The sequence below is a fragment of the Candidatus Limnocylindrales bacterium genome, assembly GCA_035559535.1.
Classification (GTDB): Bacteria; Moduliflexota; Moduliflexia; order Moduliflexales; family JAUQPW01; genus JAUQPW01.
In genome coordinates this window covers 23424-37261 of sequence record DATMBG010000050.1, presented here as the reverse complement: position 1 = coordinate 37261, position 13838 = coordinate 23424, and the positions used below count along the sequence as shown (strand labels likewise).

The 13838-nt window shown below is 46.2% G+C and carries 9 protein-coding genes and 1 riboswitch; all 9 genes read right to left on the bottom strand.

Annotated elements, in window-relative coordinates; translation table 11 throughout:
• Positions 1-22 precede the first annotated feature (22 nt).
• The 9 genes from cobN to hrcA all read right to left on the bottom strand — a co-directional run bounded on the left by cobN (position 23) and on the right by hrcA (position 13550).
• Entirely contained in the window at positions 23-3955 is a 3933-nt protein-coding gene (cobN, locus tag VNM22_18365; GenBank protein ID HWP49125.1) for a cobaltochelatase subunit CobN, read from the bottom strand.
• Positions 3956-3976: 21 nt separating this feature from the next.
• The gene (gene cobO, locus VNM22_18360) at positions 3977-4525 is read right to left on the bottom strand and encodes a cob(I)yrinic acid a,c-diamide adenosyltransferase (protein HWP49124.1); all 549 of its coding nucleotides are present in this window, start codon (positions 4523-4525) and stop codon (positions 3977-3979) included.
• 84 nt (positions 4526-4609) lie between these two features.
• A complete protein-coding gene (locus tag VNM22_18355) occupies positions 4610-5839 on the bottom strand; it encodes a cytochrome D1 domain-containing protein (protein ID HWP49123.1) in 1230 nt (409 codons plus the stop codon).
• A 43-nt stretch (positions 5840-5882) separates the two neighbouring features.
• A complete protein-coding gene (locus tag VNM22_18350; protein ID HWP49122.1) occupies positions 5883-7277 on the bottom strand; it encodes a cobyrinate a,c-diamide synthase in 1395 nt (464 codons plus the stop codon).
• Positions 7278-7415: 138 nt separating this feature from the next.
• Positions 7416-8942 carry a cobyric acid synthase gene (locus VNM22_18345; protein ID HWP49121.1) on the bottom strand — a complete coding sequence of 509 codons (1527 nt, stop codon included), beginning with the start codon at positions 8940-8942 and terminating at the stop codon, positions 7416-7418.
• Between the two features lie 115 nt (positions 8943-9057).
• A riboswitch (cobalamin riboswitch) is annotated at positions 9058-9242 on the bottom strand.
• 50 nt (positions 9243-9292) lie between these two features.
• Positions 9293-10414: a transglycosylase SLT domain-containing protein gene (locus tag VNM22_18340; protein HWP49120.1), complete on the bottom strand. Its 1122-nt coding sequence runs from the start codon at positions 10412-10414 to the stop codon at positions 9293-9295.
• Between the two features lie 67 nt (positions 10415-10481).
• The gene (gene dnaJ / locus VNM22_18335; protein HWP49119.1) at positions 10482-11582 is read right to left on the bottom strand and encodes a molecular chaperone DnaJ; all 1101 of its coding nucleotides are present in this window, start codon (positions 11580-11582) and stop codon (positions 10482-10484) included.
• Between the two features lie 7 nt (positions 11583-11589).
• On the bottom strand, positions 11590-12312 hold the full coding sequence (gene grpE, locus VNM22_18330) for a nucleotide exchange factor GrpE (GenBank protein HWP49118.1): 723 nt from the start codon (positions 12310-12312) through the stop codon (positions 11590-11592).
• Positions 12313-12503: 191 nt separating this feature from the next.
• Entirely contained in the window at positions 12504-13550 is a 1047-nt protein-coding gene (gene hrcA, locus VNM22_18325) for a heat-inducible transcriptional repressor HrcA (GenBank protein HWP49117.1), read from the bottom strand.
• Positions 13551-13838 lie beyond the last annotated feature (288 nt).

Here is a 13838-nt window from a genome sequence, read left to right as displayed (position 1 = left end):
TCTGAGTCCTGAGTCTCTGTTTTTACTCAGGATTCAGGACTGTTCTCTGTTCTATCTCCCCTTCAAATTTCAAATAAACCTGCCGAAGTTGTGAAATCATTATATCCTTAGGCTTTTCCCAAAGTCCTCTTTCGATGGCTTCTAAGAGTCTACCTGTCATATCCCGGAGGGCCCAGGGATTTTTCTCTTGAAAGAATTGTTGCATGGACTCATCCAAGATATAGGTCTCGGCCAGACGCTCATACATCCAGTCCTCCAGAATCTCAGCCGTTGCATCATAACCGAATAAATAATCAACCGTTGCAGCCAGCTCAGAAGCTCCCTTATATCCATGGCGTTGAATGGACGCGATCCATTTTGGATTAATAACCCGGGTCCGAAAGACCCGAAGGGCTTCTTCTTTGAGATCCCGGACTTTAATCCGCTGAGGATCTGAAGTGTCTCCGAAAAACTGCCGGGGATTTTTACCCGTCAAAGCCCGAACCGTGGCAATCATCCCCCCATGATACTGCATATAATCATCGCTATCAAAGATATCATGCTCTCGATTATCCTGATTTTTGGCAGCTATGGTAATCTGTCGAAAACGAATTTTAAAGGCTTCTGGAGCGGCCACTCCATCTTGAGTTCGGGTATAGGCATAGCTCCCCCAGGCTATATAAATATCCGCAAGATCTTGATCGGTCTTCCAATTGCGCTCTTCCAGAGCCGGAAGGATCCCGGCCCCATAACTCCCCGGCTTACTTCCAAAGATCCGATATAGAGCCTGCTGGCGAAGAAAAGGGGAGTGTGGAAGTGTGGGGGTATGGGAGTGTGAGGGGCGGGCTAAATCTTCCTGAACATGTTTGATCACATAATTAACCTCTGGGGATTCATCGAGGCCGGCTACGATTTCGATGGCTTCATCCAGCAGGTGGATCAAGTTAGGAAATGCATCCCGGAAAAAGCCACTAATCCGAATGGTTACATCGATTCTGGGACGCTTGAGTTCCTCTAGGGGGATAACTTCCAGGCGGCTTACCCTTCGACTTTCAGGTTGCCAGACCGGGCGAACCCCAAGTAAGTAGAGGATTTCTGCGATGTCATCTCCATGGGTTCGCATCGCCGAAGTACCCCAAACAACCAATCCAACCGTCTCGGGATATTTTCCCTCTTCGGCCAGATATTTGGCCAGGAGGGCTTCGGCAACCTGCTTTCCTACTTCCCAGGCCGCCGGAGAAGGAATAGTCCTGGGATCAAGGGAATAAAAATTTCGTCCCGTCGGTAGGACGCTGGCCATACCGCGGGTTGGGGAACCACTGGGACCTGCTGGAACGTACTCTCCTCGAAGCCCTCGAAGAATATGGGTAATTTCATCGGTGACCCGTTCCAGATTGGGATAAATAAATCCGGTGACATAATTCAAAACCTGACAAATCTTCGACTCTGACCTTCCAAAAAATTCTTTGACTACTTCCTCCACCGCCTCAGGACTGAAGTGCCGGGCTTGAAGTTGTTGAAGAAGAAGGGAAGCTACCGCATCCAGGCGCTCCAGAATGTCTCCACAGGTTCGAATTGGCGCCAAAGGATTAAGAGTAACCAGCTTCTCCGGTATCGGTAGGGTAAAAGGCTCTCCACGATGCTCCAGAAGCCCTGCATAGTCCATTGGTCGCCGACCACCAACCGCTGTTCCCCCTGAATCATCTGCAGCAATGGGTAATAAGGCTTCAGCGATAACCCGTCGGAGGCTTGGAATGTTGGCATTATCCAGACGGGTCATGGCAAGTAAAAGCCCTATAAGTTCCTCTCCCTGGGGAAGCTGCCCTAAAATATGGAGACCACTTCGGATTTGCGCGTCTTTCAATTCACAAATATATCCGTCTACATCTTTTAAGAATTGATCAAAATCCTCAGGTCGCTCTTCGGTATTTAGATCCCGATGTAGCTTTGCATCCAGAACCACCTGCCAGATCTGTTGCTGGAGAATCGGTAGTTTTTTGGGATCTAAAGCCTGGGTTCGATAGTACTCGTCCAGGAGTTGCTCCAGCCGGGCTATATCCCCATACGCATCGGCATGGGTCATGGCAGGGATGAGATGATCGATAATCGTAGCATGGCTACGTCGTTTAGCCTGGGTTCCTTCCCCAGGATTATTGATAATATAGGGATAAAAATTCGGGAGATCTGAAAGCACCACCTCTGGATAACAAGATTCCGATAGTCCGATTCCCTTTCCCGGTAACCATTCTAAAGTTCCATGTTTACCCACATGAAGGATGGCATCGGCCTGAAAAACATCCCGAAGCCATCGATAATAAGCCAGATAGTGATGGGTAGGAACCAGATCCGGACTGTGATAGATCGCCAGGGGATTATCTCCATATCCCCGGGGAGGTTGAAGACCTATAAAAATATTTTCCAATTGAATCCCCGGAATAACCAGATTGTGGTTATAGTAAAATACTTCCCCGGGAGGCTCTCCCCAGTTTCTGCGAAGCTCCTCTTGAACTTTAACCGGAAGGCCTTCATAGATCTTCCGGTACTTTGTTTCTTCCAGGTGACCCACGGCATTCCTCATCTGTTCTTCTGTAAGAAACTCCCTGTCGTTGCTACACCGTGCAATAATCTGATGGATGAGGGTATCCCCATCGGGGGGGATCTCTCCGATTTTATACCCTTCCTCTTTCATTTTACGAAGTAAGCTAACAACCGATGCCGGTGTATCCAGTCCAACGGCATTCCCAATACGGGCATTTTTAGAAGGATAGTTGGTGAGTAGGATGGCCACACGTTTCTCTGAATTGGGTTTATGGCGCAGCCTGGCCCAATTCAAGGCAAGCCTGGCAAGATAATCAACCCGATCCGGACGATGAACATACTTCAAAAGGCGGGTGCCTAAGACCTCATCTTGAACAGTCTCTTCTTTAAAAGAAATGGGAACCGAAATAATCCGTCCATCAAATTCCGGTAGGGCTACGTTCATGGCCACATCCAGAGGACTGAGACCCATGGCACTTTCAGACCATTCTTTAAAGGAAGTTGTACAGACAATGGCCTGAAGGATGGGAACATTAAGCCGGGTCCAGGGCCCCTGGTCTACGGTCTGCTGTAAAGGATGGCTGAGGGTGGAAAAACTTAAAGTACTGATAAGACAATCCACCCGGCTCTGACCTTTTTCGTCTAGAAGATACCGGTGAAAGATCTTGGGAATTCCATCTGCGTCTTCATCTTTAAGACTATAACAGAAAACAGGAAGGACATTAGCTTCGGGTTCCAGGCGATGAATAAGGGCATCTATAAAATCCAGATTGCGACTCATCCAATGAACTCGATAGAACAAAATTCCAACGGTGGGGCGGCCCGGTTGATGGTATTTGAGACGAAAAGATTCTATATCCTCGAAAAACGAGGGAGCAAAGGGGGCAAGAGAATCCCTTCCTTTACCTTTCCCCTCCCCCCTGTCATCTTTTTGCGGATAATAAAGCCCATCCCAGGGGACAAATTGGGGATTTTGATACCCGTAGGTGGTATGTAGAATTTCGTCACTGAGGAAAAGAAGCCAGTTTTTTAAATTATCCACTCCTCCCTGAAGCAAGTATTGAAAGGTTTGATAGACGAGATTTTTGGGAACTGTAGAGAAGGCTGTCAACTCCGGATCGAGTTGTTGATCCCCCGAGCAGGCAATTAAAGGAATGTTGTTTTCTTTACAAACCCGGACGATTTTCTCGAATCCCTCCTCAAAACTGCGCTTACCACCTAATAGCCGGAGGATCACCAATTGGGCCTGAGGGAAATGGATAGAGAGATATCGATCCACCGCCTCCGTAGTTTTAAGCTCTTTAGGGTTTAAAGCCTGAATACGTGGGAAGCCATCGGGTAATTGACGAACAACATGGCTAAGCGTCAGAAGATCAGTATCTGCATGGGTCAGGTAGATAATCATGGGTCCTAAAAAATCTTGAGTTCTGAGGGCCAAGTTAAGACTCAGCACTCAGCACTAATATTCTATTCCCAGTTGTGCCCGGATTCCTTGATCGTAGGGATGTTTAACCTTCCTCATCTCGGTAACAAGGTCTGCAAAGTCTATCAGTTCCTGGGGAGCATCCCGTCCGGTAATAATAATATGAAGTCCTTCCGGCCTATTTTTTAGAACCTGGAGGACTTCATCCAGGGGAAGCCATCCATACTTAAGGGTGTAGGTTAACTCATCCAGGATAACCAGATCATAGTGACCTGATTGGATTTTCTCCTTGCAGATCTCCCAGCCCTGGCGGGCCAGGGCTTTATCCTTTTCAAGATCTTTGGATTTCCAGGTAAATCCGCTTCCCAAGGGGATCATTTCGATCCCCATCTTTTCAGCGGCTTTAATTTCACCCCATCTGGCCGTGGTATGCTTGATGAATTGAAGCATCACTACACGCATTCCATTTCCCCAGGCACGAAGCAAAACCCCAAGGGCCGCCGTTGTCTTTCCTTTTCCATTGCCTGTATTGACAATAACAAGACCTTTACGCAATTTTGTTGCCTCTATGGTTTTTTCCTTCAAGGATAGCTTCTACAAGTACGGGTGATCTTTCTTCGCACCCCGTACTTGTGGATCCAGAAGGTATAACCAACAACGGATTAAAGATTAATGACAGTAATTATAGCCCCCCAACATCATGGCGCCCCAAGGTTCTTTCCCCACCTCTTTGATTTCGGTAAGAACCTTATGGGTTTCGGTGTCGATGACCACGACACTGTTCGTTCCGCGAACGGCGACATACAGACGTTTTCCATCTGGAGTGGTTACGGCAGTTTCCGGGCTCTCCCCAACGGGAATTTCATCGATCTTCTTTAAATTAATCAGATCCAGTACAATCAGCTTGTTTTCTCCCCTGGAGATAACATAAGCAACCCTGTCACCATAGGCCGGATTCACCCCGGTCATATCCTTACCCCCGGGTAAGGTGGCTATAACTTCCTGGGTTGCCGTATTCAAGATGGAGACCGTTTCATCTCCGTTATTCGGTATCAGCATTTTGGTTCCATCTACTGTTGCATAAGCCCTCCAAGGCTCCTTCCCTACCTTCACATATTTAATCGGTTTTTGGGTGTGGGTATCCAGAATGGCTACTTCACCTGTATCTCCATGGGCTACATAACCATATTTACCGTCTGGAGTCAGTGTTACGTTAACCGGTCCTTTTATTTCCGGCATACCTGTCGGGGACAGGGTTGAAGGGGAGGATAAAGCAGCCAGGAGAGTGGGACTCCCTACGGAAGGTTGGGCCACAACTTTCATTTCTTTATTATCAATAACACTGATGGTGTGAGCCCCTAAATTGGCCACGAAGGTCTTTTGACCATCCGGAGTAAAGCTAATATTGTGAGGTTTTAAGAAACCTGCCAGACGAACTATTTCTTTATCGGTGGCAATATCTACAACGGAAACGGTTCCTCCATCAAAATTCCCCACAAATAGATACCGGTTATCTGGTGAAACCTCCATGTGTTCAGGACCCTCTCCCAGGGCCAGGGTCGAGAGGACGTGGTAATTAACCGGATCGAAGACGGTCAAGGTATTATCTCCGGTATTGGTCGCATAACCCTTTTTACCATCCAGGGAGAATGCAACCTGATGGGGGGTGGTCCCAACGGGAATCCGGGCGATAACCCTATCTGTGCGCGTATCGATAACCGCTATATCGTTTGAAGCCCGATTGGTAATATAAACCCGGGTTTTGACCACATCTACCGAAGCCTGGAGCGCGGTTGCTTGCCGAAAAGCACACCCCTCCCCTCCCCCGTAAACGATCTGATAAGAAAAACCGGTGAACAACGAACCGATAACCAGAAAACTTAGTAATCTTTTGTACATAGAGAGCCTCCTTTGAAAGAATGAAGGAGCAGGCAGTAAGCCCTTAAGACCTACTTACCACCCCCCGGATAAACCTCCTGGCTATCTCGATATTTGAAGCAAAGTGAACATGAAGGTAAGAAGCCAGAACCTTTTTGAACAGAATTCCATCATACTTTTTAGGTCCCCCTATTCTTTTGAAGGTTTCATAGGCATAGGTTACTTCTCTACTTTCAGATAAGGTGGACCAGTGAAATTCATGGCCGATGATTTCACCTCCTTTCGGACAGAGAAAAGTATCCCGAAGAACTTTTGCCCGGGTATAGCCCAGGGCCATTCGTTTATTCATCATGGTGGTTCGGATGGGCAGAACCCCAACCATATCGAAAACAGCCCCATCAAAGGTCTGAATACTCTCACCCAAATACATTAACCCCCCACATTCAGCATAAACCGGGTTCATGCCATTGACAAAGTCTCGAATCTCCTGGATTAAGGTTTTATTGGCGGCCAATGCTTCGGCAAAAACCTCAGGAAACCCACCCCCAAAATACAGCACATCTACCTCCTTCGGCAGATGGGCGTCATGGATAGGAGAGAATCTAACCAGCCTCGCACCCAGATATTCCAGGATATCCAGATTATCGGCATAATAAAAATTAAACGCCTCATCCATGGCTATCCCAATTGTCAGCCCAGTTTTATGGGTTACGGGCTGCTGTCTGTCCCTTTCTGTCGTAAAGATCGTCCTTTGAAACGAGGGAAGAGGATATCCTTCCATCCAACGCAAAATTTGCTCACAGTCTACATGGGCAAGCACATAATCCCGTAATTTATCATACCGCTCCGTTTCGACTCTGCCCTCTGCATAGGGGACTAAACCCAAATGACGCTCTTGAATGGATATGGCCGGATCTCGAGGAACATATCCCACCACGGGAACAGAAGTATAAGTCTCTATAGCGGTCCGAACATATTCGAAATGACCCGGGCCGGCGATATTATTTGCAATAACGCCACAGAGTTTTATATCAGGATCAAATTTCTGAAAGCCCATGACCAGAGCGGCGGCGGATCTGGCCAGGGCCTTGGCGTCAATCACCAAAAGGACCGGAGCATTTAAAATCTTAGCCAGATGAGCACTACTTCCCTGTTCACTATCCCCGCCCAATCCATCATATAAACCCATAACCCCTTCGATAATCGAAACATCGGCCCGGGCTGCACTTCGTTCAAAGAGCTCTAAGATGACGTCCTTAGACATCAACCAGGTATCCAGGTTACGGGATGGTATACCTGTCACATAGGTATGATGGCTCGGATCGATATAATCCGGACCCGCTTTGAACCCCTGGACTTTATAGCCCTTATGTTTCAAAGCAGCCATAAGTCCTGCAGTGATCGTGGTTTTGCCAACTCCACTATGGGTTCCGGCAATGAGAAGTCGAGGATAATCCACCGGAATACAGAGATACAGGACATGGGGACGCGGCGACAGAATCTCTGGGTCTGTTTCCGCATTTCAAATCCCCGCGTCACCGCGTCCGTCTGTCGCCGTGTCCCAAAACCCCGCGTCCTTATGTCCTCATATCATACTTTAAAGTTTTAGGAGTCGATAAATTTGGGTCATATCCAAATTTTTTTTCACCAGTTCTGCCAGCCTATCCAGTTCCTGATCCAGGTCAAAAACATATTGTACCTCTTTCAAGGGTTTTAACCCTTTTTTTTCCCTTAATTGATCCAGGAAGGTTCTTCGGAAAAGATCATTATCGAACAGGCCATGGATATAAGTTCCCCAGACGGTTTGTTCTGAATTCTGTAGACCATCTCCCCAGGTCTGTCTGGGATGGGATGACAAAGGGGCTGAGGGTTCCGTGGGTTCGTATACCTCAAAGACCGGCTCATAGGGTTCTAAGACCTCTGTTCTTCCCATGTGAATTTCATAACCCGATATTTGAATCCCGGTCTTCCGATGGACGGCATTAACTTGTCGGGTAATTTTCGGAGAAAGAAGGGTCGTAACCGTATTTAAAAATCCGAGTCCATCGGCCTGGGTTTCAGATCCTTCCACATGTTCAGGATCATAGATCCTTTTTCCCAACATTTGATAACCTCCGCAGATCCCCAGGATCATCCCCCCTCGCCGGAGGCAGGCCTGAAGGGCCTCTACAAAACCGTGGGATTTTAAATAAAGTAAATCGGCGATGGTATTTTTCGTACCGGGAAGAATTAACAGATCAGGCTTGAGACTTTCAGATCCACGTTGGATATAGCGTAACTGAACATCGGGTTCGCTTTTCAAGGGATCAAAATCGGTAAAGTTAGAAATTCTGGGAAATTGAACAACTTCTATCTGCAAGTCCGGGTTCTTTTGAGTTTGGGGCTTAGTTTCGTAAAGGGAGACGGAATCCTCATCGGGGATTTTAAAATCTTTGAAAAAAGGGACGACTCCGAGGACAGGTCTTCCTGTTTTCGATTCCAGAAAATCCAGACCCGGTTTTAAGATTTCCTTGCGGCCTCTAAATTTGTTGATGATAAACCCACGGATACGCTCCCGATCTTCAGGGGCAAGCAATTCCAGGGTACCTACCAGCCAGGCAAAAACGCCTCCCCGGTCGATATCCCCGACCAACAGGACAGGAGCATCTGCCAGATGGGCGACTGACATATTTACAATGTCGTGGCTTCTCAAATTGATTTCGGCGGGGCTTCCAGCTCCTTCTATCAGGATGAGATCATACTGAGATCTAAGCCGTTCCAGAGAAGACCGGACCACTTCTCGAAGCGTTTCCTTATATCGCCAATATCCTTCCACAGGCAGGGTGCCCACAGGTTTTCCCAGGACAATGACCTGAGAGCCATAATCGGTAGTTGGTTTTAGGAGAATTGGATTCATATCGACCTCAGGTTCGATACCACAGGCCTGGGCCTGGACAACCTGGGCTCGCCCCATCTCCCCCCCGTCCTTTGTAACAAAGGAATTCAAGGCCATATTCTGGGCTTTGAAAGGAGCAACCCTATACCCTTCTTGCTTAAAGATTCTGCAGAGGGCCGTTACCAGGATACTTTTCCCTACATGGGATCCGGTTCCCTGGAGCATTAAAACCTTGGCGCGTGCACTCATACCCTAAAAAGGTGATGGGAAAAGGATAGGGAAGGGATCAAAAGAAAAAATCCCTAACCTTTGTAAGGATTAGGGATTCCAGATAAACCTTTCACTCCCTCTCTCACCGAAGGTTATAACGTGAAATTACTTTAAAAGGTATCCTGACTTACGGTTCATCCTACTTGCCAAACCTTCCCAGGAAAGTTTTCCCAGTGGTTATCTATCTGGCTTTCGTCCCCGAATACAGTGGCGTGCCCGTGATGGATTCTCACCATCTTCCCTTTTTTAAATTTTTTATGTAAATGTAGGCAACTTACCCATTGCCGTATGGAAAAAGTAGTAATACGTTTGGTTAAATATGTCAAGAATTATTTTTCTTTCTCTTCCTTGACGATCTTCCATCGGTCATTTTTTCCATTTCCGTTGGGTTCTGGAGAAGACGCCGGAGTCTGGCTAAGGATTTTATAATTTTCAATGACCTTATCGACGTATTCTTGTGGGACTTCTTCGCCTTTCTCCAACAGGCGTTTCACGGCGGTGGGACCCATATTATAGGCGGCCAGAGCCAGTTTAATATCCTGGAAGTGAAGAATTAATTGAGCTAAGTAATGAAGGCCTATTCGAATATTCTTATCCGGTTCATAGAGTCCATCCTTTCCCTTCCATTCTACGTTTGCATCTTCTGCGATGGATTTACCTGTAGGGGGGTGGATTTGCATCAGCCCCATGGCTCCCTGTTTAGATTTAGCCCAATTATTGAAGGTACTTTCGGTTTGAATTAAGGCCAGGATAAGATTGGGGTCCAGCCCATATCGCTTACTTTCACTGAGGATAATATCTCGTAAAGATTCCTCTTCGGATTTGCTCAACCCGGTTTTAAACTTTTCCAGGATTTGGGCAACCCGTTCTTTTTCTTTAAAATTATTGATGGCCGTTTCCTGGGCCAGCAGAGAAACCTGCTGCAGGTAATATTTTTCTCGTAACTCATTAAGCTGCTGCTCCTTTTCAGCCAGCATATCTTGAAGTTCTCGTTCCAGGGCGAATTTTTCACTTAAAATTCGAGTTTCCACTATCTGGTCACGATATTTATTTTGGAGCTCCTCCAGTTTTTGATCCTTTTCAGCTAATAAACTACCCAATCGGTTTTCGGCTTCTTTGGCTTTTAAAGCCTCTGCCTGAGCCATAAGAGCTGAACGCTGTTCGGAATATTGTTGTTGAAGCGCACTGAGCTGAGAATCCTTAGATTTCAACATGGACTGGATGACGTCCACTTTTTCTAGATGTTTTATATAGCGATCTTGGGCCTGCAGCTTTAATTGCTGGTTATTTATCTTTTCTTTTAACTTTTCAACTTCTCGGGTCCGATCCACCAGAAGATAAACCGTCAGGGAAGTTTGAAGGAGATACAGTAAAAGAATAGAAAACAAGGAGTACCTACCCACTCTGAATCCTTTGGTTTGCAGGACCTTAGACTGAACAGGTACGTTCATACTCACCTCCTATATTAAAAAGAGGCCAGTACAACTCGTTGTGCTGGCCTCTTGTTAAGGGGATGGATCAGGCAAAAAACTCTTTAATCCTTTGTAACCATCCTTTTTTAGAATGATAGGTTGTTGCCTTTTCAGCTCGGGCAAATTCTTCTAAAAGTTTCTTTTGGCGCCGGGAAAGATGAGTGGGAATAGAGATTTTAACTTTTACATGGAGGTCTCCGCGGGTTTGGTTTGGGGTAGGAACTCCTTTACCTTTGAGTCGAAAAACACTTCCGGGTTGAGTTCCAGGGGGAATTTTGATACGTGATCTCCCCTCCAGGGTTGGGATCTCGATCTCGGTGCCCAGGGCTGCCTGGGTCATTGTCAGGGGAACTTCACACCAGAGATCGAAATGGTCTCTTTCGAAGAAAGGATGTTTTCGAACGGTGAGGAAAATATAAAGGTCTCCCGGAATACCTCCTATACGGCCAGATTCCCCTTCTCCCGCCAGTCTTAATTGGGTTCCCGTTTCAACTCCCGGAGGAATAGACACCAACAAAGTTTTTTCTTTAAAGATTCGCCCGTCCCCTTTACAAAAATAACAAGGCTTTTGATGGGTGGTTCCAACCCCATGGCAATAAAAGCAGGGTTGGGTATAGGTAAAGAAACTACGTTGTTGGCGAATTTCACCTCGTCCATGGCAGGTAGGACATGTCAACGGACCATGACTGGTTTCTAATCCCGAACCCTGACAGCGGTCACAACGATCCCATTTTGGAACCCGAAGGGTTACTCGGGTGCCTAAGATAGCTTCTTCAAAGGAGAGGGTAAGATGATATCGAAGATCAGAGCCACGGCTTACACGGGATTGCTTACGGTAAGAAGAGGTAAAAAAGCTATCGAAGATATCAAAAAAATCCTCTACCCGACCTGTGAAAGGCGATTCAGAGTCTCGAGGCGAGGATTTTTTTCTTTGAGCTGTGGAACGATCATAGTCAGCCCGTTTCTGGGAATCGCTTAGGACTTCATACGCCTCGTTGATTTCTTTGAATTTACTTTCCGCCTCCTTATTACCGGGATTTCGATCTGGATGATGCTGCAGGGCCAAACGGCGGTAGGCCCGTTTAATCTCTTCCTCACTGGCATCTCTACGAACCCCGAGGATTTGGTAATAGTCGGATTTGACCATGATCCCCTTAGCTGGACTGAACGGCTACTTTGACCAGAGCTGGTCTCAGTACTCTATCATGGAAATAATAGCCCTTTTGAAGCACTTCAACGACCGTATTATTTTCTACGTCTGAAGATTCGACCCGAGCTACAGCCTGATGAACAACCGGATCAAAACGCTGATTTAGGGCCTCGATTTCGGTTAAACCGGCCTTCTTGAGAGCCTCCGAAAATTGCTTATAGATCATTTCCACACCCTTCGAGAGGCCTTCGAAATCCTTTGTTTGTTCCGCTGAGGTGAGCGCTCTTTCCAGGTTGTCTAAAACCGGAAGCAGATTTTTGATAAGTTCCTCATTGGCATACTTTGTAAATTCTGCTTTTTCTTTGATCGTCCGTTTCCGGAAATTCTCAAACTCCGCCTGCAATCGGATGAGTCGATCATAGTAGGATTCTACCTCCTTTTCTTTAAGAAGGAGCTGATCTTTCAACTGCTCTAATTCCGAACGTTCCAGAGCTTTTTCCCCTTCGGAGGAGATTTCAGAAGTTTCTACGGTGGTACTTTCTAAGGCCGGCGAGGCCTCTCCCGCTCCCCCTTTGGCTTCTTCTCCGGGTTGGGGAGGCTCTTTTAGAGTATGATTCTCTTCCTGTATCTGGCTTTCTCGAGAGTTTTCCTGAACTAAAGTATTTCCAGGGTTTAATTGCTGATCTCCCTCAGAGGATGGTCGTCGATCTGAAGATTCCAATACCACTTTTACCTTTCTGTAATACGAATCGTTGATTCATCTTTAGAAAACAACGTTTCGCACTACAGGCCCAAGATCAGAATCGTTTATCCCGATCCCTACCCTATCGATCTTAACAGAACCCTTATCTACCCGTACGCGTCATACATCCAGGTTTTCATCTCAAAAAAAACAACTAGATTTAAAGTTAAAACGTTTTAAGAATTTGTCAACAAATTTGATATCAATTTGGCCATATAACCCACAACTGGGATCACTCTCGAGTAATCCATTCGTTTAGGGCCTATAATTCCAAGAACTCCTACCGACACGTTTCCATATTTATAGGTAGAAGTCACCAGACTGCAATCTTCCATCTCTTCTATGCAATTTTCAGAGCCGATGGTCACTTTCACACTCTGGTCTTCCTCCAGGCACTTGTCCAGAATTTGGATCAAAATACTTTTCTCTTCAAAGGCCTTAAAAAGTGCTTTCATCCGTTCGATACTGGCAAATTCCGGCTGATTAAGAATATTCAGCGTTCCCCTTACATAGACATCACTTTCTCCTTCTTCATTCTCAAAGGCCTTCTGACTAAGCTTTACAGCCTGGTTTAACAGCTCATCAAATTGGGTTTTTTCTTCCTCCATCATTTTAACCAACTTTTTTCTAATCTCATGGAGGGTCAAACCGGCCATTTGTTCGGTTACCAGATTGGAAATCTTTTCCAGAGTATTCTGGGAGATAGGTCGATCCAGTTCAATGGTTTTTTTATGAACCAGGCCGGATTCAGCCACAAAAATAACCAGAACACGAGAGCCCGTTAGGTGGATGAACTCAATTCGTTTAAAAACGGTTTTTTTCAAATTAGGGATGAGAACAATACCGGCCTGATTGGACAATTGAGATAAAAAAACCGAGGTTTCCTTCATCAACTCGTTGAACTCATGAATCGATTGGAGGGTTGCCTCAACGACAGGATTTTTAACCTTGGGAAAGTGATGAGATTCCAGCAAATGGTTGACATAAAAACGATAGGCCCTATCCGTCGGAACTCTTCCGGCAGAGGTGTGAGGTTGAGACAAATAGCCCATTTCCTCCAGATCCGCCATAATATTGCGAATGGTCGCCGGACTCAGACCGAATTTATATTTTTTAGCAATAGTTCTAGAACCCACAGGCTCCGCCGTTGCAATATGATCATGGACCACCGCTTCTAAAATACTGGATGACCTGGGATTCAGTTCCATTTTTGGTTCCGTCATAGGCCATCGCCTCTCCTATCTCCCGCTTCAAATTTACAGCCATCTCCAGAAACTCTGAATGAAGGCCATAAACCTTCCTGGGAAAATAGGTCTAAAATTTTAGCACTAAGCTTCGTAGAGTGCTAATCTATTAGTAATGTATCTTAGAGAGGTCCCCCTGTCAAGTAGCATTTCATCTATACCTTTTGTCGTGTATTGTCAAGGTTTTTATGTCTGTAAAGCCCGGAAATATTCTTCATCAATTAATCTGAAGCAGGTTAAAGTTTCCTCTTGACAATTCACCCTGGC

What these genes read in the sequence shown, in the direction of transcription:
- VNM22_18355 (HWP49123.1), bottom strand. Translation starts at nt 5,839, where the DNA reads ATGTACAAAAGATTACTAAGTTTTCTGGTTATCGGTTCGTTGTTCACC.
- VNM22_18345 (HWP49121.1), bottom strand. Translation starts at nt 8,942, where the DNA reads ATGAGTGCACGCGCCAAGGTTTTAATGCTCCAGGGAACCGGATCCCAT.
- VNM22_18340 (HWP49120.1), bottom strand. Translation starts at nt 10,414, where the DNA reads ATGAACGTACCTGTTCAGTCTAAGGTCCTGCAAACCAAAGGATTCAGA.
- dnaJ (HWP49119.1), bottom strand. Translation starts at nt 11,582, where the DNA reads ATGGTCAAATCCGACTATTACCAAATCCTCGGGGTTCGTAGAGATGCC.
- hrcA (HWP49117.1), bottom strand. Translation starts at nt 13,550, where the DNA reads ATGACGGAACCAAAAATGGAACTGAATCCCAGGTCATCCAGTATTTTA.